Genomic DNA, 23,325 nt, shown 5'->3' with positions numbered 1-23,325 from the left:
TGGCGCGGTGTCCCGGTGACCGGAACCCGTCGGTGAGCGAAGCCTCGCCCTCGGCCGACACTGAGCCCGACAAGCGATCCGTCTGGAGTTCCCGACGCACCAGGAGTCCCGATGCCCAGCGAAACGGACCACCGCTCCCCCGCTCTCGCCGCCGTCGCGGGGCTCACAGGCCCGGGTGGCCGGTTCGAGCTCTCCGACGACGACGTCCTGGGCACCCGGCTGCCGGTCTTCGTCCACCGGCAGCGGGCCCTGCACGAGGTCCTGCACGCGTCCGTCGCGCACGGCGACCGCGATCACATCGTCACCGCGGACCGCCGCGTCACCTTCGCCGAACACGCGGCGCAGGTCGCCTCGCTGGCCCGGGTGCTGCGGGAGGAGTACGGCATCGGCAAGGGCGACCGGGTGGCGATCGCCGCCGCCAACAGCGTCGAGTGGATCGAGGCGTTCTGGGCCACGGTGTCCGTCGGAGCGGTGGCCGTCGGGTTCAACGCCTGGTGGTCGGCGCGCGAGATGGCCTACGGGGTGGCGAACGCGGAGCCCGCCCTCGTGCTGGCGGACGCCCGGCAGTCGGCGAAACTGGACGGCTGTCCCGTCCCGGTGCTGTCCCTGGAGGACGACGTCCGCCGCTTCGCCGGGGCATACCCCGACGCGCCGCTGCCGTCCGCCGACGTCGCCGAGGACGACCCGGCCGTCATCCTGTACACCTCGGGGACCTCGGGCCGCCCCAAGGGCGCGGTGCACACCCACCGCAATCTGCTGGCCGTCGTGGAGTACCACCGGCTGAACGACGCCCTGCTGGCGGAGTCCGGTGACCCGGTGGCCTCCGAGGACCGCGTCTACCTGCTGGCGCTGCCCCTGTTCCACATCGCGAGCCTGCACAACCTGGTCGCGCCCCGGCTGGCCACGGGCAGCCGGATCGCCCTGCACCAGGGGGCGTTCGACGTGGACGCGGTGCTCGGCATGGTGGAGCGGGAACGCGTGACGAACTGGGGGGCGGTGCCGACGATGGCCCACCGGCTCCTCGAACACGGCGGGGTGGACCGGTACGACACGTCCTCGCTGACCGCGTTCGCCCTGGCCTCGGCGCCCTCGACGACGGAGTTCAAGGAGCGGCTGCGCCGGGAGGTGCCGTTCGCGAAGGACTCACTGGTGGACAGCTACGGCCTGACCGAGTCCTGTACGGCCATAGCCGCGGCGAACCCGCGGGACCTGGCGGCGGCGCCGGGCAGTCTCGGGCGGCCCGTCGTCGGGGTCCGCCTGGAGATCCGCGATCCGGCCGGCCGGGCCCTCCCGGAGGGCGAGGAGGGCGAGGTCTGTGTCCGCAGCATGTTCAACATGCTGGGCTACTGGCGCGATCCGGAGGCGACCGAGGCGGCCGTCGACCGGGACCGCTGGCTGCGCACCGGCGACCTGGGGCAGTTGCGGGAGGGCCGGCTGTATCTGCGCAGCCGCCGCTCGGACCTGATCATCCGCGGGGGCGAGAACGTCTACCCGGCGGAGATCGAGACGGTGCTCGCCCAGCACCCGGACGTCGTGGAGTGCCTGGTCCTCGGGGTGCCGCACCCCGATCTGGGCCAGGAGGTGGCGGCCGTGGTGGTGCTCAGGCCGGGATCGACGGCCACCGAGGAGTCCCTGCGGGAGCACGCGGCGGACGCGCTGGCCTACTTCAAGGTCCCCAAGCGCTGGCGGCTCACCGCCGAGCAGCTGCCGCGCAACGCGACGGGCAAGGTGATCCGGCACTCGGTACGGGTCTGAGGCCGCCGGTACGGGTCTGAGGGCGGCCCGGGGCGGGACGGTCCGGCCCTCTGCGGCGAGCCGTGGGGGGCCGTCCGGCGCGGAGCCACGGATCATGTCCGTAAGGACGGCGGTCTCGCGCTCCGGACGGCGGCCGCCGGGAGCGCGAGGCCGCGCCTCCCGGTTCAGCAGATGTTGAGGGAACCGCCTTCGTAGCTGACGTTGTCGGCGGAGATCCATCCCTTGGTCTGCGTGCCCTCGACACGCCCGTAGACCCACGCATTACCGTAATAGTTGTAGATGTAACACCATATGTAGAGTTTCGTGCCGGCGCTGAACTTCTTGACGTTGGAACACTCCGCCGCCGGGCGGGTCTTCAGGTTGTACGAGCCGAAGAAGTAGCCGTAGGCACTGGAGTTGTTCTGGTACGCGCGGGCGTCGCAGGGGCTGGCCGCCGACGCCGGGCCGGCACCGATGGTGGTGAGGCCGCCGAAGAGCAGGGCTGTCGCGGCCACGGTCGTTCCGAGTCTCTTGGCCAGGTTCATGGAGTGTCTCCCTGTGGGTGCCGTGTGAGTCCTCGGAGATTCTGTGGTCCGGGGGCACCTGTGGGACAGGCCTGATTCGGACAAGCGTGCCGTCTCGGGCCGGACCGCCCTGCCGGATCGCCCTGGAGTTCGGTCCGGACGGCTCATCAGGTGAGGGGGCGTGCGGGGGGCCGATGGATGGGCCCCCGGTGCCGGTTCAGAAGATGTCGGGGCCGCGCAGGGTGGCCTCCGCGCCGCCGTCCACGTACAGCACCTGTCCCGTGATGTGGCTGTTCGCGTCCGAGGCCAGGAACAGCACCGCCCGTGCGACGTCCTCGGGCCGCAGGTAGCCGTTGAGCGGCATGGGCACCGCCTCGTCCATGACCCTCTTGGTCTCCGGGTCGTCGAAGAGGCCCGCGCTCATCGGTGTGAGCACGATGCCGGGCGCGATGACGTTCAACGCGATCCCGGTGTCCGCCCAGCCCTCGGCGAGCGCCGTGCGCCGCGCCCACCGGGCGAGCGCGGCCTTGGAGGAGGGGTACAACTGCCGGGCGCGGCCCTCGGCGACGGCGGCTTCCGCGTGGCGCAGGGCCGCGGCCTCGTCGTCGGCCAGACAGGCGGCGACGACGTCCGGGTCGGCGGGCCGCGTACCGGAGATGGAGCCGATGGCCACGGCCCGGGGCCGCTCGGCGGCGGCCAGGGCCGGCCGCAGGACGGTCAGGAACCCGGTGGTGCCGAAGTAGTTGACCGTCACCATCGCGGTGCCCGGTACGGAGGTCCCGGCGCAGGTGACGACCGCGTCCACCACCCCGCCGGCCGCCTCGGCCGCCTCGGCGGCCGCCGATGCGCGGCCCGGGGCCGTGGAGAGGTCGGCGTCGATCTCACCGCCGCGCAGGTCCACCCCGATCACCCGGTCCCCGCCCTCGCGCAGCAGGGCGGTGACGGAGGCTCCGATCCCGGAACCGGATCCGGTGACGACGACGGTGCGGGGCATGAGTACTCCTGGGGTGGGAGGTGACGGCGACGGCCGCGGGTCCCCGGAGGGGGACGCCTCCGCAGGACGCTAGGCCTCCGTGCCCGCTTCGACGGGCCCACTCCCGCTGACCGGACGGGACGGGGCGGGGGCGCCACCACGCCGGGGTCGTGCGGGGGCGGTCGTCCGTCCAGGAGCGGGCCGAGGAGGAACCGGCGGGCCGGGCCGTCCGGTGCCGATGTCGGTGCGGCCGGCGCCTGTGCGGCTTCGTCGAAGTGACGGGTGACCGGGCCGGCTCAGTCGGCCTGGGCCGCCTCGCCCCGTACTCCGGCGACCAGCAGCGCGGGCGACTCCGCGCGGCCGTCCAGGATGCGGTTGGTCCGGGTGACCACCTGCCACCCCGAGGGTGTGCGGCGCAGCCGCCAGTGGTTGGCGGTGGCCCGGCGGACCACGTACCGGCCCTCCTCGTGCACCACCATCAGCGAGTGGCACACCGCCACCGCCTCGTCGCCGTCGACCGTGATGTGCGGTGGGCCCACCACGTGCGCGCACCCCTGCCGGATCCAGCCCTGGTGCGCGGGGGAGGCGACCATCTCGTGGATGCGCTCCCGGCCCGCGAGGAAGATCTCGTCGATGTCGTACAGCCCGTCAGGTGCCCACAGCGCCGCGACCCCCTCCGCGTCCCCGCCGTCCACCAGCGGCCCGTAGGAGGCCATCGCCCTGGCGACGGCGCGTTCGTCCTCCAGCAGCCCGATCCGGGCCTCCAGCGCGGCGATCCGGTTCTCGCTCACGCCCGGCCCTCCGCGTCCGACGCCGTGCCCGCGAGCGCGGCCAGCGCCTCCATCTGCTCGACGTAATGACCCGCGGAACGTGCCGTCAGCGACACGCTCACCAGCGTCGCGCCCGCCCGGACCACCTTCCGCAGCGCCTCCCCGGTCCCCTCCGCGTCACCGGAGGGGTCCAGCGGCCGGCCCGCGCTCAGCACCACCTCGAAGCCCTCCGGCAGCGGGGCCGCGCCGACCATCTCGCCCAGCCGTTCCAGGGGCAGTCCGAACGGCACCCAGCCGTCCCCGTACGTCACGGCCCGGCGCAGCGAACGGGGCGTCCGGCCGCCGATCCACAGCGGCACCCGGTCCTGCACCGCGTACGGCTCCACCACCAGGCCCTGGTAGTCGAAGTGCGCACCGTGGTAAGACGGTTCACGCCGGGACAGGGAGGCGCGCAGTGCGGCGACGGCGTCGTCGGCGATCGCGCCACGGCCCTCGAAGGGCGCTCCGAGCAGCCGGAACTCCTCCTCAAGACTGCCGACGCCGAGCCCCAGGACGAGCCGTCCGCCCGAGACGCGGTCCAGCGTGCCGTAGCGCTTCGCGAGGGCCAGCGGGTGGTGGTAGCCGAGCACCAGCACCTGGGTGGCGAACCTGATCCGGCGGGTCCGGGCGGCCAGATAGCCGAAGGTGGCCAGCGGGTCCCAGTAGGTGCCGCCACGCACCTCGGCGATGTCCGCGGGCACCGCGACATGTTCCGAACAGGTCAGATGGTCGAAGCCGAGCCGGTCGGCCGCCTCGGCGACCGCCCCCAGCTCCTCGATGCCGGCACCGCGCTCCCAGGGGGAGTGGACACCGGGTACCGCTGTGACGACGGGGCTGTTGACACCGAGCCGCATGAGGGGACCTCTCTCAGGCAGGACAGGACAGGACGGGAAGGAGGGGAGGCGGAGGGCCCATCCAAGTCCCCGGCTGCCGCATGCGCAGGCCGCATCCCGGTGGGCGGGAGCTGACACCACGTCACCACCCGCCCCCACCCCACCGCGTGCCGTCAGCGCGCCCCGTACACCGGGTGGGGCGGTTCGGCCGCGGCGAGCAGTCCGGTGGCCGCCGCTCCGGCCTCGGCGGGGGTCCAGCGGGCACCCCTGTCCACGCCGGGGCCGGGCCGCCAGCCCTCCATCACGGTGATCCGCCCGGCCTCGGCCTCGAAGACCCGGCCGGTCACCCCGGTGGACGCGGCGGAGCCCAGCCATACGACGAGCGGCGAGACGTTCTCCGGCGCCATCGCGTCGAAGGCCCCCTCCTCCCCCGGAGCCGCCATCGTCGCGGCGAAGGTGTCCTCGGTCATCCGGGTACGGGCGGCCGGGGCGATCGCGTTGACCTGGATCCCGTAACGGCCCATCTCGGCGGCCGCCACCAGGGTCAGCCCGACGATCCCCGCCTTGGCGGCGGCGTAGTTGCCCTGGCCCACGCTGCCCAGCAGACCCGCCCCTGAGCTGGTGTTGACGACACGCGCCTCGGGCGTGCGGCCCGCCTTCGCCTCGGCCCGCCAGTGCGCCGCCGCGTGCTTGAGCGGGAGGAAGTGGCCCTTGAGGTGGACGCGCGTCACGGCGTCCCAGTCGTCCTCGTCCAGGTTCACCAGCATCCGGTCCCGGAGGAACCCGGCGTTGTTGACGAGGGTGTCCAACCGGCCGAAGGCGTCGAGCGCGACGGCGACGAGAGAGCCGGCGCCCTCGGTGGTGGCGATGTCCCCGTGGTGGGCGACCGCCTCGCCGCCCGCCGCGCGGATCTCCTCCACGACCCGCTGGGCGGGTCCGGTGGCCGGGCCGGAGCCGTCGGGGCCCACGCCCAGGTCGTTGACGACGACCCGCGCGCCCTCGGCGGCGAAGGCCAGGGCGTGCGCGCGGCCGAGTCCGCGGCCGGCTCCGGTGACGGCGACGACACGTCCGGCGCACAGTGGGGCGGCGGCAGGTGAGGTCATGGCGGCAAGTCCTTCCGACGGGGCGGGAGACAGCGGGGACGGGCGGTGGCCGGGCGGGACGAGGGCGGCCGTACCGCTCAGTGGCATCGCACCCTCCCGCGACGTCCGGGACGCTGCTACCTTCGGGCCTAACAAACGTTTGGTGGAAAGGTAGCTGATCTGCTCATGGGTGTCTCCACCTCCGTCCCGGAAGAAGGCGTCGCCTTCGTCACCGTGGACTTCCCCCCGGTCAACGCCCTGCCCGTACGGGGCTGGTACGAGCTGGCCGCCGCCGTACGCGCCGCCGGCGCCGATCCGTCCGTCCGGTGCGTGGTGCTCACCGCCGAGGGGCGCGGCTTCAACGCGGGCGTGGACATCAAGGAGATGCAGCGCGCGGACGGGCCCGAGGCGCTGATCGGCGCCAACCGGGGCTGCTACGAGGCGTTCGCGGCGGTCTACGAGTGCGAGGTGCCGGTGGTCGCGGCCGTGCACGGCTTCTGCCTGGGCGGCGGCATCGGCCTGGCCGGCAACGCGGACGCGATCGTGGCCGCCGACGACGCGACCTTCGGCCTGCCGGAGCTGGACCGGGGCGCCCTCGGCGCGGCCACCCATCTGGCCCGGCTCGTCCCGCAACACCTGATGCGGACCCTGTACTACACCTCGCGCACGGTGACGGCGCACGAGTTGCACCGGCACGGATCGGTGTGGAGCGTCGTCCCCCGCGACCGGCTGACCGGGGCCGCCCTCGCGCTGGCCCGGGAGATCGCCGCCAAGGACGGACACCTCATCCGGCTGGCCAAGGCCGCCATCAACGGCATCGACCCCGTCGACGTACGCCGCAGCTACCGCTTCGAGCAGGGCTTCACCTTCGAGGCCAATCTCAGCGGGGTCGCCGGCCGTGTACGCGACACCTTCGGCACGGACCCGGCTTCGGGCCCGGACGCGGACAAGGAGCGGCAGGCGTGACTCAGGACAAGACGATGACGGCCGAGGAGGTCGTCGGCCGCCTGGAGAGCGGCATGACGATCGGCATCGGCGGCTGGGGCTCGCGCCGTAAGCCGATGGCCCTGGTGCGGGCCCTCCTGCGTTCGGACCTCACCGACCTGACCGTGGTGTCGTACGGCGGCCCGGACGTGGGACTGCTCGCGGCGGCGGGGAAGATCCGCACGCTCGTGGCGGCGTTCGGGACGCTCGACTCGATACCGCTGGAGCCGCACTTCACGGCGGCCCGGCAGCGCGGCGCGTTCGAGATGGTCGAGCTCGACGAGGCGATGATGATGTGGGGGCTGACGGCGGGGGCCCAGCGGCTGCCCTTCATGCCGGTACGGGCGGGTCTCGGCTCCGACCTGATGGAGGTCAACCCGGCACTGCGCACGGTGACGTCGCCGTACGAGGACGGGGAGGAACTGGTCGCGGCCCCGGCGCTGCGGCTGGACGCGGCCCTGGTCCACCTCAACCGGTCCGACGCACAGGGCAACGGCCAGTACCTCGGCCCCGATCCGTACTTCGACGACCTGTTCTGCGAGGCGGCCGACCAGGCGTACGTCTCGTGCGAGCGGATCGTGGAGACGGCGGACCTGCTCAAGGAGCACGGGCCGCAGACCCTCCTGGTCAAGCGCCTGTTCGTGGACGGGGTCGTCGAGACACCGAACGGCGCCCACTTCACCTCCTGCGTGCCCGACCACGACCGGGACGAGTCCTTCCAGCGGGCCTACGTCCGGGCGGCCCGCGACCCGGAGGCGTGGCCGGCCTTCGCCGCACGGTTCCTGTCCGGCGACGAGGCCGCCTACCAGGCCGCCGTCACCGCGTTCCATCTGGAGGAAGCATGAGCGCCACCGAGACCCCCGGCCTCCCGGCGGTCAGCCGCGCCGAGTACTGCGTGGTGGCCTGCGCCGAAGCCTGGCGGGACGCGGGCGAGATCCTGGCGAGCCCGATGGGCACCGTCCCGGCGATCGGGGCACGCCTGGCCAGACTCACCTTCTCACCGGACCTGTTGCTGACCGACGGAGAGGCGCTGCTGATGGCCGACACCCCCTCCGTCGGGGAGCGGCCGGGGAGCATCGAGGGCTGGCTGCCGTTCCGTGAGCACCTCACGCTGACCGCCACCGGCCGCCGCCACGTGATGATGGGCGCCAGCCAGCTCGACCGGCACGGCAACCAGAACATCTCCTGCGTCGGCGACTGGTCCCGGCCCACCCGCCAGCTTCTCGGCGTGCGCGGCGCGCCCGTGAACACACTGAACAACCCGACGAGTTACTGGGTGCCGAAGCACTCGACCCGGGTGTTCGTGGAACACGTGGACATGGTGAGCGGGGTCGGATACGACCGGGCGGCGGCGGCCGGTCCTTCCGCGACCCGCTACCACCGCCTCCCGGGCGTGATCACCAACCTGGGGGTCTTCGACTTCGAGACCCCCGACCGCGTGATGCGGCTGCGTTCGCTGCACCCCGGAGTGAGCCTCGAACAGGTCACCGCGGCCACCGGGTTCGCCTTGGCGGTCCCCGACGAGGTGCCCTTCACCCGGGAGCCCACGGAGGACGAACTGCGCCTGATCCGCGGGGTGATCGACCCGACAGGGCTGCGCGAACGCGAGGTTCCGGCATGAGCGGACCCTTCCGTACGGCGCTCACCGACCTCACCGGGGTCCGGTACCCGGTCGTGCAGACCGGCATGGGCTGGGTCGCCGGCCCGCGCCTCGTCTCCGCCTCGGCGAACGCGGGGGCGCTCGGCATCCTCGCCTCCGCCACGATGAGCGTGGAGCAGCTGCGGGCGGCGGTCCGCGAGGTCAGGTCCCGTACGGACGCGCCGTTCGGCGTCAACCTGCGGGCCGACGCCGGGGACGCGGGCGAGCGGGTGCGGATCATCGTCGAGGAGGGGGTGCGGGTGGCGTCCTTCGCGCTCGCCCCCTCCAGGGACCTCGTCGCCCGCCTCAAGGACGCCGGCGTGGTCGTCATCCCCTCGGTCGGTGCCCGCCGGCACGCCGAGAAGGTGGCGGCCTGGGGCGCCGACGCGGTCATGGTGCAGGGGGGCGAGGGCGGCGGCCACACGGGGAACGTGGCCACCACCGTGCTGCTTCCCCAGGTCGTGGACGCGGTGGACATCCCGGTGATCGCGGCGGGCGGCTTCCACGACGGCCGCGGGCTGGTCGCCGCGCTCGCCTACGGGGCGGCCGGGATCGGGATGGGGACGCGCTTCCTGCTCACCTCCGACAGCACCGTCCCCGAGGCGGTGAAGGCGAGGTACCTGGCCGCCACCGTCAAGGACGTCACGGTCACCACCCGGGTGGACGGGCTGCCGCACCGCATGCTGCGGACCCCCATGGTCGACGCGCTGGAGCGCTCCGGCCGCCTCTCGTCCCTGTGGCGGGCCCTGCGGCACGCCTCGGCCTTCCGGAAGGAGACCGGTGCGGGCTGGCCCCGACTCGTGAGGGACGGACTGGCGATGAAGCACGGCAAGGACCTGACATGGAGTCAGGTACTGCTGGCGGCCAACACACCGATGCTGTTGAAGGCCTCGATGGTCGAGGGCCGTACGGACATCGGGGTGATGGCATCGGGACAGGTGGCCGGGCTGATCGAGGACCTGCCGTCCTGCTCGGAACTGGTCGAGCGGATCATGGATGAGGCCCGGACGGCCCTGAGATCCCTCCCGGACACCGGCTGACGTCACGGACCTCGCTCCTTGGGTACGCGGGCGGTCCGGGCCGCACGGGGACAGTGGGCGGTCCGGGCCCCGACCGGGCCGCCCCCCGCCCGGGACGCCCCGTGGACACGGCCCGGCCCGCGATGTCAGGCCCAGGGGCCGAACGGCGGCCGGGCGGGAGCGGGGCCGAGCGTGGTGGTGCCCGGCTCTGCGCGGTGCCCGAGCCCGGTGCGGTAGGCGTTCAGCGCCGCCTCCGTCCGGCCCTCGCGGCGCATCAGGTCTCCGAGCAGTCGGCAGATGTCGGCGAGGTCCCCGGCGGCTCCCGTCTGTTCGAGCAGGGAGAGCGCGGAGGCGTAGTGCCGCTCGGCCGCCTCGACGTCCCCCGCCTCCTCGGCGATCAGCCCCAGGAGCCGGTGGGCTCCGCCCGCGTGCAAGGCCCCGCGCCCCGGCTGGAGGCCCACCAGCAGGCTTTCCAGCAGCTCCGCCGCCTGGGCCGGCTTCCCCCTCCTGCGCAGGACGTCGGCCAGCTCGACCTCCACCTGTGAGACGTACAGGGCTGCCCGCCTGGACACCAGCATCGAGTGCGCGGTGCGCAGTTCCGCCTCCGCGCGCTCCAGTTCGTCGTGCTGGGCGTGGACGTAGCCACGCATCCAGTGGCAGTGAGCGAGTTCGGTACGGATCTGCAGCTGCTCGTAGAGCTCGGTGGCTCGCGCCAACGACGCCTGGGCGGCCTCGACCCTGCCTTCGGCGATCAGCGTACGGGCCACCGTGCGGTGCATGGTGGCGACCAGGGCCGGGTCGGACACCTGGGACACCAGGGCCAGCGCGAGTTCCGCGGCCTGCGCGGCACGGGCATGGGCGCCCATGTCCATGTACGGGGCGATCGACGCCGTGTAGAACTGGAGCAGCGCGCCCGGATCGTGCAGCCCTGACGTGTTGAGCTCGTCGATCGCGCTCTCCAGCAGGTAGCAGGCGTAGCGCAGTTGGCCCGCGAGGTAGTGGGCGACCGCCTGGCCCCGGACCGCCCGCGCACGCGCCGGCAGTGGTTCGTCGGCCAGCGCGTGTTCGGCCGCCTCGAACCGGGCCAGGGCGTCGGCCAGTTCGCCCGTCTCCAGCGCGCATTCCCCGAGGCCCGTGAGCGCGGCCGCCCGCTCCCGCGTGAGCCCGTACTCCTCGGCCTGCCCGAGGATTTGCTCGTACGCCGTCCGCGCGTCGGTGGCGTCCTCGACGGCCAGCACCCGCTGGGCGTCGGCCAGGCGCATCCGCAGGGCCGTGACGAGGTGGGTGGGCTTGCCGGTGGCGAGCTCTTCGTAGGCCACGCCGAGACGTTCCGCGATGTGCCGGAGGGCGGCTTCGGAGGGCCGCACCTTGCCCGCTTCCAGGGTGGAGACATAGGCGGCGGTGTACACCGGCTCGGCCAGCTGGCGCTGCGTCAGTTTCCGTTGTCCACGCAGTCGCTTCACCCGGCGACCGATCGCCGACGGCGCCTCCCGCCCCTCCCCCGCTTCCTGGTCCGGCGCGCCGGAAGCCTCACTCCCGGCCGTCCGCCCCGGTCCGTCGCACGCCGCCGTCGCCCTGCTGGTGCCCGCCATGGCCATCCCCTCGCCCTGTCGTCCGCCGGTGGCCACCGGCGGCCTCACGCCCGTGACTGTTGCCAACCCCCCTGCGCACAACCTAAGTTAACCACCACTTAATTCCACTTATCTTATCGCTTTACTTCACCTCCGAGCTGGACACCAGAGTAAGGATTGACATGCGCACGAGCAGAAATGCCGCCATATCCGTGAGCGTAGGGCTCATGGCGATGATGGGCACGGCCCTCGCCACGCCCGCGTCCGCCGTGGATCCGCAGCCCGCGCCGGGGCCGCGCGTCACCGTGGAGTACTTCCCCGAGCCCGGGGGCGAGGGCCGGCGGACCGAGGTTCCGGTCACCACGGAGCGGGCGGCCGGGCGGTCCACGGCCCGGACCGCGGACCCCACGGCGGGCACCACGGACGGCGAGGTCAACGAGCTGTCGGTGACCGGCCCTTCGGCCGACCGCCTCGACGTGGTGATCATCGGCGACGGATACACCGCCGGCCAGCAGGACGCCTTCCACACCGCGGCGGCCGCCAAGTGGGCGGACATCACCCGGGTCGAGCCGTACGCGAGCTACCAGGGTCTGATGAACGTGTGGACCGTCGACGCGGTCTCCGCCGAATCCGGTGTCTCCGGCGACCCCTCCGTCGACGTCACCAAGGACACGGCGCTCGGCAGCTACTTCTGGTGCTCGGACACCGAGAGGCTGGTCTGCGCCGACATCGACAAGGTCGCCTCCTACGCGGCCAAGGCCCCCGAGGCCGATCTCGTCGTCGTCCTCTCCCACTCCGCCAAGTACGGCGGCGCGGGCTACTCCGGACTGGAGGCCGAGGGGTATCCGTTCGACGGCGTCTCGACCCTCTCCTCGGACAACGAGCAGTCCAGCATGATCGCCGTCCACGAGATCGCCCACTCGGTGGGCCTGCTGGCCGACGAGTACGCCTACGACGGTTACGGCACCTGGCCCTCCGGTGAGCCCGCCGACATCAACTCCAGCACCTACACCACGCGGCAGATGGCCGCCAAGCGGGCCAAGTGGTACCGCTGGCTCGGCGAGACCGATCCCACGGGCGGCACCGTCGGCACGTACGAGGGCAGCAGCTACTACCCCTACGGGATCTACCGCCCCACGTCCAACTCCCTCATGCGGGCCCTGAACGTCAGCGAGTTCAACCTCCCCGGCCGTGAGGCCATGATCGCGGGCTTCTACCGCGAGGCCAACGCGCTGAGCAGCGAGGTCGCCGCAGGCAGTGCTGTCCTCAGGACCACGCGCATCAAGGTCTCCCAGGCCGAACTCACCGGTCTGGCCGCGCCGGAGCTGCGCTGGTACGTGGACGGGGTCCAGGTGAAGCGGGCGAAGGGGCTCACCGGCGTCGTCCCCGCCGCACTGGGGGTGGCCGCGGACGGCAGGACGCACACCGTCACGGTCAGGTCCGAAGACCGGAGCGCGTCGATCCGCGACCCCCAGGTCCGCGCCGAGACCACCGAGACCCTGACCTGGACGGTCAAGGCATCCGGACACAAGCCCCGCACGCACCACTGACGGCCGGGCAGTACGCGGCACAAGACCCCGGAGACCCCGCCGGACCGGGACCCACGCCCCCGTGAGGGCGAGACCGCCGCGGTTCCGGCTCGCCGAGGGTCCGTCGGGCGGAATACTCTGTCGGCATGAGCGAACGAGGAATGCAGGAGCTGGCTCTGCTGCTGCTGACGGCGCTGGCGAATGCCCCTCGGCACGGGTACGCCATTGCCCAGGAGGTCAAGACCATCACCGACGGCCGGGTGACGCCGCGCACCGGGGCGCTCTACGGGGCGCTGGACAGGCTGCTGGCGGAGGGTCTGATCCAGGTGGAGCGTGAGGAGGTGGTGGGCGGCCGGGCTCGTCGGGTCTTCGCCCTCGCTCCCGCCGGGCGGGAGAGGCTGGAGGCGGAGGCGGAGCGGCTGGCCGCGACCGCCCGGGAGGTCAGGCGGCGTCTGGCCGACGGCGCGACGGCGCCGGCGTGAGTGATCCCCTCGTCCGTCTGTATCCCGCCGCGTACCGGGCTGCTCACGGGCAGGAGATCATCGACGTGCACCGGGAGATGACGGCGGACATGCCACGTCCGGCCCGGCTGCGCGCGGACGCCGATCTGGTCGCGCACGCCCTGCGGGTCCGGCTGGGGCTCGACTCGGCGTCGCCCGCGGGGCGTTTCTTCGCCCTGGCCGCCCCGTTCGCCCTGGCGGCTTGCGCGGTGGGCAGCGGGCTGCGTCTCACGCGCTGGTACACCGGGCTCGCCCTCTCGCCGGCCCCGGTACGCGTACAGCTCCACGCCACGGACGGTGCGTGGATCCTGTACATGCTGCTCTCGCTGCTGGTGTGCGTCGGCGCGGTCGTCGCGTTGACCGGCCGGTGGGGGCCGGGTGCGGGGCTGGCCGGGTGCGGGCTGCTGGGGACGGCGGTCGTGCAGTGGGCCGCCGGCGCACGCGTGTACGAGGACGGGGCCCTCACTCCGGTCGCGGCGCTGCTGACCGTCGCCGTCGTCCTCGCCTGCCCTCCGGACCGGCGCGGTGACAGGAGACTGTCGGCGGCGGCCGGAGCCATGGCTGCCGTGGGGTGGTTTCCCGTCGTCGTGGTGAATGCCGGGGCATACACAGGGGCCTTTGGTGTGACCACGGACTACGGCGCCTGGCCGTTGCTGGTCCTCGCCTTCACGGGGGCCGTCCTCGCCCTCCGCGCGCGTTCCTCAGGTCTGCGTGAGATGGGCGCGATGGCCGTGTCCGCTCCGCCTCTGGTCGCCTACTCCTGCGCGACCGTCTGGGGCGATCTCCGGCCCGTCCTCGGCACCTTTCTCCTGCTGTCGGTCATGGCCGCGCTCACGGCGTTCCTCCAGACGGTGCGCCGCCGAAGCTGACCCCACCGCTTTCTTCCGGCCGGCCGCCGACGGGCGGCCGGCTCTGTCGTGCCCCTCACGCACGCGTCATGCCCGGCGGCTTCCTCGCGCCGGCAGCACACCGTACTCACCAGCGCCTCCGCGCCGTGCCCGCGTTGCAATAGTCCGTTGAGATGAATACTCTCTCCGGTGTTCTATCCATGCGTGTGTCCCTCCTGGGCCGGCCGGTCGTGAGTGCCCCCAGCGAACGGGCGCCCGCGGAACGACGTGCAGTGACCCCTGCCCGGTCCCTTCCGAACAGAGAAGATCACCGAGTTGCCGTTCACCTTGTCCCACCCCGCCGCGGTGCTGCCGCTGATGCGCCGGCCCTTCGTACCGGCGGCTCTGGTCGCAGGCGCCCTGGCGCCCGACGTCCCGTACTTCCTGAACACCCTCGGCGTGTCCGAGACGAGCCCCGAGGACTGGTACGGGCCGCTCCTCAACGCCACGGAGACCCACTCACTCGGTGTCGGCCCGGCGGTCGGTCTGCCCCTTGCCGTCATGCTGGTCGCCGTCTACCGGATGCTGCGCGCGCCGGTCACGGCGCTGCTCCCGTCCGGCCTCCGTCTTCCGGAGCCCGAGCGGACAACCGGCCTGCCGGCCAAGGCCCGCCACACCCTGTGGCTCCTGCTCTCCGCCCTGATCGGCATCGCCTCCCACCTCGTGTGGGACTCCTTCACCCATGGCGACGGCTTCCTGGTCACCCACGTGCAGGCGCTGCGCGCACCGGCCCTGGGAGGCCTGACGGGTGCCCGGATGCTGCAGTCCGCGAGCACCGTCTTCGGCCTGGCGGCCGTCGGCCTGTGTCTCTGGCGGCGCCGGGACCGACTGCGCTCCCACGGCGGCACCGGCACAGTGGCCCGTCCGGGGCCCGTCACGCGGTGGAGCGTGGTGGCTCTGCTGGTCGCGGCACCGGTGCTGGGCGCCGCCGTCAACCTGCGTGACGACTTCGACGCGTACCGCTACGTGACGGAAGTGGACTACGGCCGGCCGACCACCGTGGACCTGGGTGACGGCACGAGCGAGACCACCTACCCCTCCACGACGGTCCCGGCCCGATGGGGGGCCCTCGCCGAAGGCGTGTTGACCGGGGCCGCCAGGAGAGCGGGCGCTTCGGCCGCGGCCGCGCTGCTGCTCTACTCCGCCGCCTGGCAGATCAGCGCCGTCTCGCGCCGGCCGTCGACGGCGTCCGGCCCCGCCCCCTCGCCGCGACCGGCCGAGGACGGGGAGTGACGGCGCCCGGCGGACGACTTCCGGGCCCTGACCGCCGCGATGTACCGGAACCGGGCCGTCAGAGGCGCTCGACGATCGTGACGTTGGCCTGGCCGCCGCCCTCGCACATCGTCTGGAGGCCGTACCGTCCGCCGGTGCGTTCCAGTTCGTGCAGCAGGGTCGTCATCAGCTTGGTGCCGGTCGCGCCGAGCGGGTGGCCGAGCGCGATGGCGCCTCCGTTGACGTTGACCTTGTCCGGGTCGGCGCCCGTCTCCTTCAGCCAGGCCAGGACGACCGGCGCGAACGCCTCGTTGATCTCGACCAGGTCGATGTCGTCGATGGACATCCCGGCCTTCTTCAGCGCGTACGCGGTCGCGGGGATCGGCGCCGACAGCATCCGGATCGGGTCCTCGCCACGCACCGAGAGGTGGTGGACGCGGGCCCTGGGGATGAGGCCGTGCTCGGCCACCGCCCTCTCGGAGGCGATGAGCAGGGCGGAGGCACCGTCGGAGACCTGGGAGGAGACCCCGGCGGTGAGCCGGCCGCCCGCGACGACCGGCCTGAGACCGGCCATCTTCTCCAGGGAGGTGTCGCGGCGCGGCCCCTCGTCCACGGTGACGTCTCCGTAGGCGACGGTCTCGCGGTCGAAGCGGCCCTCCTCGATGGCGCGCAGGGCACGGTGGTGGGAGCGCAGGGCGAACTCCTCCATGTCGCGGCGGCTGATACCCCACTTCTCCGCGATGAGTTCGGCGCCGTGGAACTGGTTGACGGGCGCGTCGCCGTAGCGGGCGCGCCAGCCCTCGGAGCCCGCGTAGGGGCCTTCGGTCAGTCCGAGGGGCTCGGCGGCCTGGCGGCTGGCGAAGGCGATCGGGATCATCGACATGTTCTGGGTGCCGCCCGCGACGACCAGGTCCTGGGTGCCGGAGAGCACCCCCTGCGCGGCGAAGTGGACGGCCTGCTGGGAGGAACCGCACTGGCGGTCGACGGTGGTGCCGGGCACCTCCTCGGGCAGGCCCGCGGCGAGCCAGGCGGTGCGGGCGATGTTCCCGGCCTGCGGGCCGACGGTGTCCAGGCAGCCGAAGACGACGTCGTCGACGGCGGCCGGGTCGATGCCGGTGCGCTCGACGAGTGCCCGGACGACGTGCGCCCCGAGGTCGGCGGGGTGGACGGCGGACAGCCCACCCTCGCGCCGGCCGACCGGGGTGCGGACCGCTTCGACTATGTAGGCCTCGGCCATGACTGCTCCTTCGTCAGGGGTGGTGCGGGGTCAGGTACGGGGGGTGATGCCTTCGAGGACCATGGACAGGTACTGGCGGGCGATCTCCTCCGGGCTGTGCGTGCCGCCGGGGCGGTACCAGGAGGCGGCCACCCACACGGTGTCGCGGACGAACCGGTAGACGAGGCGGACGTCGAGGTCGGCGCGGAAGACCTCTTCGGCGACGCCGCGTTCCAGGGTGCGCAGCCAGGCGTTCTCGAACTTCACCTGGGAGTCGGCCAGATAGGCGAAGCGCGGCTGGGCGGACAGGTGCCGGGCTTCCTTCTGGTAGATGGCGACCGCGGGTCCGTGGCGGTCGATCTGGCGGAAGGACTCGGTGACGAGGGCCTCGATGGTCTCCCGGGGACCGAGCCCGGCGGCGAGCACGGTGTCGTAGCCCGCCCACAGCTCGTCCAGGAAGGAGGAGAGGATCTCGTCGAGCATCGACTCCTTGGAGTCGAAGTGGTAGTACAGGCTGCCCGCGAGGAGTCCGGCGGCGTCCGCGACGCGGCGGACGGTGGTGGCGTTGTACCCCTGGTCGGCGAAGACCTGGGCCGCGGTGGCCAGGAGTTCGGCGCGGCGCTCGGCGCTGGAGTTCGTGGTCATCACGTTCACGCCCTCTGGCTGCTGACGGAGACGGTCTCCCCGGTCATGTACGAGGAGTAGCCGCTGGCCAGGAAGACGATGACGTTGGCGATCTCCCAGGGTTCGGCGTACCGGCCGAAGGCCTCGCGCTCGGTGAGGCCGTCCAGGATCTCGGGGGTGGTGACCTTCACCAGGTGCGGGTGCATGGCGAGGCTCGGGGCCACGGCGTTGACGCGTACGCCGAAGTCGGCGGCTTCCAGGGCGGCGCACCGGGTCAGGGCCATGACGCCGGCCTTCGCGGCGGCGTAGTGGGCCTGGCCGCGCTGGGCCCGCCAGCCGATGACGGAGGCGTTGTTGACGACGACGCCGCCGGTGTCCTGCTCCTTGAGGTGGCGCAGGGCGGCGCGGGTGCAGCGGAAGGTGCCGTTCAGGGTGACGTCGAGGACCGTGGACCACTGGGCGTCGGTCATGTCCACGAGCTCGGCCGTGCCGCCGAGACCGGCGTTGTTGACGACGACGTCGAGTCCGCCGTGGCGTTCGGCGGCGAGGGCGAAGAGGGCGTCGACCTGCCGCTGGTCGGTGACGTCGCAGGGCAGTGCGGCGACGTTGTCCGCGCCGAACTCCTCGGCGAGGGCGGCTGCGCTCTCCTTCAGGCGGCGCTCGTGGGCGTCGCCGAGGACGATCCGGGCACCCTCCTGGAGGAACTTGCGGGCGGTCGCTCCTCCGATCCCGGCGCCCGCGGCGGCGGTGATCACCGCGGTGCGTCCTTCCAGGAGTGAATGCCCCGGTACGTAGGGCGGTTGGGGGGTCACGGGCGGTTCTCCTTGGGCAGGCCGAGGACACGCTCGGCGATGATGTCGCGCTGGATCTCGTTCGATCCGGCGTAGATGGTGTCGGAGCGGGAGAAGAGGTACAACCGCTGCCGGTCGTCGAGATCGTACGGCTCCCCCGCGGCGAGCATGCCGGCGGCGCCGCTGACGTCCATGGCGAGTTCGCCCAGCTCGCGGTGCCAGGTGGCCCAGAAGATCTTCCCGATGGACGCCTCGGGGCCCGGCGCCCCCGAGGCGGCGCCGTCGAGCAAGCGCAGCGCGTTGCAGCGGATGGTCTCCAGTCCCGTCCAGGCGCGGGCGAGGCGGTCGCGGATCAGCGGGTCGTTCGCGGCACCGTTGTGTTTCGCCAGCTCGATGACGGCCTCCAGCTCGCGCCGGAAGCCCACCTGCTGGCCGAGGGTGGAGACGCCCCGCTCGAAGCCGAGGGTGGCCATGGCGACCCGCCAGCCCTCGCCCGGTGCGCCCACGATGTGGTCGGCGCGGGCGCGGGCGCCGTCGAAGAAGACCTCGTTGAACTCGGAGGTGCCGGTCAGCTGGGTGATCGGCCGGATCTCGACACCGGGCTGGTCGAGCGGCACCAGGAGGTAGGAGAGTCCGTGGTGGCGGGACGAGCCGGGTTCGGTGCGGGCCACCACGAAGCACCACTGCGACGCGTGGGCGAGTGAGGTCCAGGTCTTCTGTCCGGTGACCACCCACCCGCCCGTGTCGTCCCGCTCGGCCCTGGTGCGTACGTTCGCCAGGTCGGACCCGGCGTCGGGTTCGCTGTACCCCTGGCACCACAGCTCCTCGGCCGCGACGATCGGCGGCAGGAAGCGGGCGCGCTGCCCGGCCGTGCCGAAGGCCACCAGGGTGGGGCCGAGCAGTTGCTCGCCGATGTGGTTGACGCGGGCGGGGGCGTCGGCGAGGGCGTACTCCTCGTGGAAGGCGACCTGCTGTTCGAGGCTCGCGCCCCGGCCCCCGTACTCCTCGGGCCAGCCCACACAGGTCCAGCCCTCGGCCGCCATGTGGCGTTCCCAGCCGAGGCGTTCGGCGAAGGCCTCGTGCTCCCGGCCCGGTCCGCCGCGACCGCGCAGGCCCGCGAACTCTCCGGTGAGGTGGGCGGCCAGCCAGCCGCGGATCTCGGCGCGGAACTCCTCGACGCTGCTCATGGCCGTACGTTAATCTACCAAACACTTGTTAGGGAAGGAGGGGCCGATGTCCGCTGCCCACGAGGAACCGGACCGCGACCGGTCCGCAGCCGACGCACCGGTACCCGGCGAACCGGTGCTGTACGAGAAGCGGGGCCCCGTCGCGACGGTGACCATGAACCGGCCCGACTACCGCAACGCGCAGAACTCCGCGATGACCTACGCCCTGGACCGGGCCTTCTACCGCGCGGCCGGGGACGGCGAGGTCAAGGCCGTCGTCCTGGCCGGCGCGGGGAAGCACTTCTCCGCGGGGCACGACATCGGCACCCCGGAGCGGGACGCCCACCTGCCGTTCGACCGCAGGGCCGGACTGTGGTGGGACCACTCGGACAAGGAGGGCGCGGAGAGCCGCTTCGCCCGGGAGTCCGAGGTCTACCTGGGCATGTGCCGCCGCTGGCGGGAACTGCCCAAGCCGGTCATCGCGTCCGTGCAGGGCGCGTGTGTGGCGGGCGGGCTGATGCTCGCCTGGGTGTGCGACCTGATCGTGGCCTCCGAGGACGCGTTCTTCGCCGACCCGGTGGTACGGATGGGCATCCCCGGTGTGGAGTACTTCGCGCACCCCTGGGTGATGCCGCCGCGCGTGGCGAAGGAGTTCCTCTACACCGGCGACCGCATGGGCGCCCGCCGCGCCTACGAGGTCGGCATGGTCAACCGGGTCGTCCCCCGGGAGAAGCTGGCCGACCGCACCCGCGAACTGGCCCTGCGCATAGCCGAGATGCCGCGCCTGGGCCTCGCCCTGACCAAACGCGCCGTCAACCAGGCCGAGGACCTCCAAGGCCTGCACACCGGGCTGGACTCGGTGTTCGGCCTGCACCACCTGGCACACGCGCACAACGCCGAGACCGCGCCGGACGCGCTCGGCGGCATGGACATCCGGGCGATGAAGAAGGCGGGCGGCTGATGGACCTGGCGTTCGACGCGGCGGACGAGGCGTTCCGTACCGAGGTACGCGACTGGCTGGCCGCTCATGTCCCCTCCGTCCCGCTGCCGTCCCTGGAGACGGCCGAGGGCTTCGCCGCCCACCGGGAGTGGGAGGCCACGCTGGCGGCCGACCGCTGGTCGGTGGTGTCCTGGCCCGAGGAGTACGGCGGGCGGGGCGGCTCGATCCTGCGCTGGCTGGTCTTCGAGGAGGAGTACTTCGCCGCCGGGGCGCCCGGCCGGGTCAGCCAGAACGGCATCAACCTGCTCGCCCCCACACTCCTCGAGCACGGCACCGCCGAGCAGCGCGCCCGTGTCCTGCCCGCCATGGCGCGCGGTGAGGTCGTCTGGGCGCAGGCCTGGTCCGAGCCGGAGTCCGGTTCCGACCTCGCCTCGCTGCGCTCGACGGCGGTCCGCACCGACGGCGGCTGGCTGCTGCGCGGGCAGAAGGCCTGGTCCTCACGGGCGGCCTTCGCCGACCGGGCCTTCGGCCTCTTCCGCAGCGACCCGGACGCGGACCGGCCGCACCGGGGGCTCACGTACCTGATGTTCCCGCTGGACGCCGAGGGGGTCACCGTGCGGCCCGTCGGACGCCTCGACGGCAAGCCCGCCTTCGCCGAACTCTTCCTGGACGACGTGTTCGTACCGGACCGGGACGTCATCGGCGGGCCGGGCCAGGGCTGGCGGGTCGCGATGAGCGCCACCGGCGACGAGCGCGGACTCACCCTGCGCAGTCCGGGCCGCTTCACCGCCGCCGCCGACCGGCTGACCGCCCTGTGGCGCGAGCGGGCGGACCCCACCGACACCGCGCTGCGCGACCGGGTCGCCGACGCGGTGATCGGCGCCCGCGCCTACCGGCTGTTCTCCTACGCGGCCGCCTCCCGCGTGCTGCACGACGAGGGCGGACCGGCCGGGGCCGCCTCCAGCCTCAACAAGGTCTACTGGTCCGAGCTGGACATCGCGCTGCACGAGACGGCGCTCGACCTGCTGGGTCCGCTCGGCGAACTCGCCGACCACGCACCGGAGTCGCCCGCCCGGGGCGGCTGGGCCGAGGGCTACACCTTCTCCCTGGCCGGGCCCGTCTACGCCGGCACCAACGAGATCCAGCGTGACATCATCGCCGAGCGGCTGCTCGGCCTGCCGAAGGGACGCCGCTGATGCGCTTCCTCCTCGACGCCGAACAGCGGGAGTTCGCCCGCTCCCTGGACGGTCTGCTCTCCTCCGCCGGCACACCGGCCGCTGTCCGGGCCTGGGCGTCCGGCGATCCGGCACCGGGACGGGCCCTGTGGACGCGGCTGGGCGAGGCGGGGCTCTTCGCGCCGGCCGTGCCCGAGCAGTACGGCGGATTCGGCCTGATGCCGGTCGAACTGACCGTGGCATTCACTGAGTTGGGCCGGTATGCGGTCCCCGGCCCCCTGGCCGAGACGGTCGCCGCCGCGGCCCTCCTGGACCGGCTGGGCGGCGTGGCCACCGGCAGGCTGCCCGGCATCGCCGCCGGCACGACCGTCGCCTCGCTCCAGGTGGCGTCCTTCGGCCCGTACGCCCTGGACGCCGACGCGGCCGACGCGGTGTTCGCCGTGGACGGTGACACCCTGCGGGTGGCCCGCGGGGCCGGTCCCGTACAGCACTCGGCCGATCCGGCGCGGCGCCTGGCGCGGCCGTCCGGCGGGGAGGTCCTGGCCCGGGGGCCGGCGGTGGCGGCGGCCGCCGCGTACGCCACGGACGTGGCCGCGCTCGTCACCGCGGCCCAGGCGCTCGGTCTCGGCCGCACCCTGCTGGCCCGTACCGTCGCCTACGTCGGCGGGCGCACCCAGTTCGGTGTGCCCGTGGGCTCGTTCCAGGCCGTGAAGCACCGGCTGGCGGACACGCTGGTCGCCCTGGAGTTCGCCGAGCCGCTGGTGCGCGGCGCCGCGCTCGCGCTCGCCGCCGGAGACGACGCGGCGGGCCGGGAGATCGCGGCGGCCAAGGTCACGGCCGGCGAGGCCGCCTACCGGGCGGCGCGCACGGCACTCCAGCTGCACGGCGCCGTGGGCTACACCGACGAACTGGACCTGTCCCTGTGGATCCGCAAGGCCCGGCCGCTGCGCGACGCCTGGGGCACCCCGGCCGCGTGCCGGGCCCGTGTGCTGGCCGCCTGACGCGTGACGGGGCGCACCCCACCGAGAGGAGCAGCCGATGAGGCTGACTGAGGAGCAGGAAGAACTGCGGTCGGCCGTGCGGTCGGCGCTGACACGACATCAGGGGGCGAACGCCTGGTCGCTGTTGTCGGGCCGGATGGGGCTCGCGGGCCTGGCCGTGCCCGAGGGGTACGGCGGGGCCGGGGGCGGCGCGCGGGACGTCCATGTGCTGATGGAGGAGCTGGGGCGGAGCCTGAGCCCACTGCCGTACCTCGGCTCGGCGGTGCTCACGGCCGGGGCGCTGCTCGCCTCGGGCGACGAGGAGGCCTGCGGACGGCTGCTGCCGGGGCTCGCCGGGGGTACCTCGGTGGGCGCCCTGGCCTGGGCCGAGGCGGGTTCCTGGGACCCGGCCGCGCTCCGCGCCGAGGCGGTGCCCGGCCCGGACGGCGGCTGGCTGGTCGACGGGGTCAAGGAACACGTACTGGACTGGCCCGGCGCCGATGTGCTGCTCGTCGCCGCCCGGACGGCGGCCGGGGTGTCGCTCTTCGAGGTGGCGGCGGACGGCGCCGGGGCGCACCGGACCCCCCTGGTCACCATGGACGGGACCAGGGCCCAGGCCCGGTGGGTGCTGGACCGTGCCGAGGGACGGCTGCTCGGGGTGGACGGCGACGGGGCGCGGTGCCTGGAGCGGGTGCGGGACCTGGCCTGTACGGCGCTGGCCGCCGAGCAGGTGGGCGCCGCGGGGCGGGCTCTGGAACTCACCGTCGCCTACGCGCGCGAACGGGTCCAGTTCGGCCGCCCCATCGGCTCGTTCCAGGCCGTCAGGCACCGGCTCGCGGACGCCTACGTGCGGGTGGAGTCGGCGCGTTCGGCGGCACTGGGAGCCGCGTTCGCAGCCGATCTGGATCCCGCCGCGCTGCCGAGGGCCGCCGCCGTCGCGAAGTCGGTCTGCTCCGAGGCGTTCTCGGCGGTGGCCGGCGAGATGATCCAGCTGCACGGCGGAATCGGTATCACCTGGGAGCACGACGCGCACCGCTACTTCAAGCGGGCCCACGGGGCGGGCGAACTGTTCGGTCCGCCCGCACGGCACCGGGAACGGCTCGCCGCCGGCCTCGGGCTGCCGTCCGCGTGCTGATC

The 23,325-nt window shown here is 73.3% G+C and carries 23 protein-coding genes; 13 read left to right on the top strand and 10 right to left on the bottom strand.

The window, feature by feature from the left end:
- Positions 1-111 precede the first annotated feature (111 nt).
- Positions 112-1,755 carry a class I adenylate-forming enzyme family protein gene (locus tag B9S64_RS31000; protein WP_103490144.1) on the top strand — a complete coding sequence of 548 codons (1,644 nt, stop codon included), beginning with the start codon at positions 112-114 and terminating at the stop codon, positions 1,753-1,755.
- Between the two features lie 164 nt (positions 1,756-1,919).
- Here B9S64_RS31000 and B9S64_RS30995 read toward each other — a convergent pair whose 3' ends face one another.
- The 5 genes from B9S64_RS30995 to B9S64_RS30975 form a co-directional block, all read right to left on the bottom strand.
- Positions 1,920-2,279: a hypothetical protein gene (locus B9S64_RS30995; protein WP_028440671.1), complete on the bottom strand. Its 360-nt coding sequence runs from the start codon at positions 2,277-2,279 to the stop codon at positions 1,920-1,922.
- A 196-nt stretch (positions 2,280-2,475) separates the two neighbouring features.
- Positions 2,476-3,252, bottom strand: a complete 777-nt coding sequence (locus B9S64_RS30990) for an SDR family oxidoreductase (RefSeq protein ID WP_103490143.1) — start codon at positions 3,250-3,252, stop codon at positions 2,476-2,478.
- A 275-nt stretch (positions 3,253-3,527) separates the two neighbouring features.
- Positions 3,528-4,022, bottom strand: coding sequence for a nuclear transport factor 2 family protein (locus B9S64_RS30985; protein ID WP_103490142.1), 495 nt, complete (start codon positions 4,020-4,022; stop codon positions 3,528-3,530).
- A complete protein-coding gene (locus B9S64_RS30980) occupies positions 4,019-4,894 on the bottom strand; it encodes an LLM class F420-dependent oxidoreductase (RefSeq protein WP_103490141.1) in 876 nt (291 codons plus the stop codon). Before B9S64_RS30980 ends, B9S64_RS30985 begins: the two co-directional genes overlap by 4 nt.
- 152 nt (positions 4,895-5,046) lie before the next feature.
- A complete protein-coding gene (locus tag B9S64_RS30975) occupies positions 5,047-5,976 on the bottom strand; it encodes an SDR family oxidoreductase (RefSeq protein ID WP_103490140.1) in 930 nt (309 codons plus the stop codon).
- A gap of 165 nt (positions 5,977-6,141) precedes the next feature.
- On the opposite strand from B9S64_RS30975, the gene B9S64_RS30970 reads away from it, so the two are divergent.
- Genes B9S64_RS30970 through B9S64_RS30955 form a run of 4 tightly spaced genes read left to right on the top strand, consistent with a single transcriptional unit; the run spans position 6,142 to position 9,618 of the window.
- On the top strand, positions 6,142-6,921 hold the full coding sequence (locus tag B9S64_RS30970) for an enoyl-CoA hydratase family protein (protein WP_103490139.1): 780 nt from the start codon (positions 6,142-6,144) through the stop codon (positions 6,919-6,921).
- Positions 6,922-6,935: 14 nt separating this feature from the next.
- Positions 6,936-7,784, top strand: a complete 849-nt coding sequence (locus B9S64_RS30965; RefSeq protein ID WP_103490155.1) for a CoA transferase subunit A — start codon at positions 6,936-6,938, stop codon at positions 7,782-7,784.
- Positions 7,781-8,560 carry a CoA-transferase subunit beta gene (locus tag B9S64_RS30960; protein ID WP_103490138.1) on the top strand — a complete coding sequence of 260 codons (780 nt, stop codon included), beginning with the start codon at positions 7,781-7,783 and terminating at the stop codon, positions 8,558-8,560. Before B9S64_RS30965 ends, B9S64_RS30960 begins: the two co-directional genes overlap by 4 nt.
- Positions 8,557-9,618, top strand: a complete 1,062-nt coding sequence (locus tag B9S64_RS30955; RefSeq protein WP_103490137.1) for a nitronate monooxygenase family protein — start codon at positions 8,557-8,559, stop codon at positions 9,616-9,618. Before B9S64_RS30960 ends, B9S64_RS30955 begins: the two co-directional genes overlap by 4 nt.
- A 125-nt stretch (positions 9,619-9,743) precedes the next feature.
- On the opposite strand, the gene B9S64_RS30950 is transcribed toward B9S64_RS30955, so the two are convergent.
- Entirely contained in the window at positions 9,744-11,237 is a 1,494-nt protein-coding gene (locus B9S64_RS30950) for a helix-turn-helix domain-containing protein (protein WP_258037762.1), read from the bottom strand.
- Positions 11,238-11,350: 113 nt separating this feature from the next.
- Between B9S64_RS30950 and B9S64_RS30945 the strand changes: the two genes are divergently transcribed.
- From B9S64_RS30945 to B9S64_RS30930, 4 genes are all read left to right on the top strand, one after another.
- Entirely contained in the window at positions 11,351-12,718 is a 1,368-nt protein-coding gene (locus B9S64_RS30945; RefSeq protein WP_258037761.1) for a M64 family metallopeptidase, read from the top strand.
- Positions 12,719-12,843: 125 nt separating this feature from the next.
- Positions 12,844-13,179 carry a PadR family transcriptional regulator gene (locus tag B9S64_RS30940; RefSeq protein ID WP_103490135.1) on the top strand — a complete coding sequence of 112 codons (336 nt, stop codon included), beginning with the start codon at positions 12,844-12,846 and terminating at the stop codon, positions 13,177-13,179.
- Complete coding sequence (locus tag B9S64_RS30935) at positions 13,176-14,066, top strand: hypothetical protein (protein ID WP_103490134.1); 891 nt, start codon at positions 13,176-13,178, stop codon at positions 14,064-14,066. The genes B9S64_RS30940 and B9S64_RS30935 overlap by 4 nt, the downstream gene beginning before the upstream one ends.
- 294 nt (positions 14,067-14,360) lie before the next feature.
- The gene (locus B9S64_RS30930; protein ID WP_219818766.1) at positions 14,361-15,317 is read left to right on the top strand and encodes a DUF4184 family protein; all 957 of its coding nucleotides are present in this window, start codon (positions 14,361-14,363) and stop codon (positions 15,315-15,317) included.
- 58 nt (positions 15,318-15,375) lie between these two features.
- Here the strand turns inward: B9S64_RS30930 and B9S64_RS30925 are convergent, their stop codons facing one another.
- The 4 genes from B9S64_RS30925 to B9S64_RS30910 are packed head-to-tail and all read right to left on the bottom strand — an operon-like array spanning position 15,376 to position 19,114.
- Positions 15,376-16,533, bottom strand: a complete 1,158-nt coding sequence (locus tag B9S64_RS30925) for an acetyl-CoA C-acetyltransferase (protein WP_103490133.1) — start codon at positions 16,531-16,533, stop codon at positions 15,376-15,378.
- A gap of 30 nt (positions 16,534-16,563) precedes the next feature.
- On the bottom strand, positions 16,564-17,157 hold the full coding sequence (locus B9S64_RS30920) for a TetR/AcrR family transcriptional regulator (RefSeq protein ID WP_103490152.1): 594 nt from the start codon (positions 17,155-17,157) through the stop codon (positions 16,564-16,566).
- 5 nt (positions 17,158-17,162) lie between these two features.
- Positions 17,163-17,948, bottom strand: a complete 786-nt coding sequence (locus B9S64_RS30915) for an SDR family oxidoreductase (RefSeq protein ID WP_103490132.1) — start codon at positions 17,946-17,948, stop codon at positions 17,163-17,165.
- Positions 17,945-19,114 (bottom strand): acyl-CoA dehydrogenase family protein, encoded by a 1,170-nt coding sequence (locus B9S64_RS30910; RefSeq protein WP_103490131.1) that lies wholly within the window; start codon positions 19,112-19,114, stop codon positions 17,945-17,947. Before B9S64_RS30910 ends, B9S64_RS30915 begins: the two co-directional genes overlap by 4 nt.
- Before the next feature lie 46 nt (positions 19,115-19,160).
- On the opposite strand from B9S64_RS30910, the gene B9S64_RS30905 reads away from it, so the two are divergent.
- The 4 genes from B9S64_RS30905 to B9S64_RS30890 are packed head-to-tail and all read left to right on the top strand — an operon-like array spanning position 19,161 to position 23,323.
- A complete protein-coding gene (locus B9S64_RS30905; RefSeq protein WP_308460745.1) occupies positions 19,161-20,054 on the top strand; it encodes an enoyl-CoA hydratase in 894 nt (297 codons plus the stop codon).
- Positions 20,054-21,229: an acyl-CoA dehydrogenase family protein gene (locus B9S64_RS30900; RefSeq protein ID WP_103490130.1), complete on the top strand. Its 1,176-nt coding sequence runs from the start codon at positions 20,054-20,056 to the stop codon at positions 21,227-21,229. Before B9S64_RS30905 ends, B9S64_RS30900 begins: the two co-directional genes overlap by 1 nt.
- A complete protein-coding gene (locus B9S64_RS30895; RefSeq protein ID WP_109492181.1) occupies positions 21,229-22,209 on the top strand; it encodes an acyl-CoA dehydrogenase in 981 nt (326 codons plus the stop codon). The genes B9S64_RS30900 and B9S64_RS30895 overlap by 1 nt, the downstream gene beginning before the upstream one ends.
- Before the next feature lie 37 nt (positions 22,210-22,246).
- The gene (locus B9S64_RS30890; protein WP_181012191.1) at positions 22,247-23,323 is read left to right on the top strand and encodes an acyl-CoA dehydrogenase family protein; all 1,077 of its coding nucleotides are present in this window, start codon (positions 22,247-22,249) and stop codon (positions 23,321-23,323) included.
- Positions 23,324-23,325: the final 2 nt, after the last annotated feature.

It is taken from the genome of Streptomyces sp. SM18, from assembly GCF_002910775.2.
GTDB lineage: Bacteria > Actinomycetota > Actinomycetes > Streptomycetales > Streptomycetaceae > Streptomyces > Streptomyces halstedii.
The sequence above is the reverse complement of the archived record's forward strand: the minus strand, read 5'-3'. Positions and strand labels throughout refer to the sequence as shown.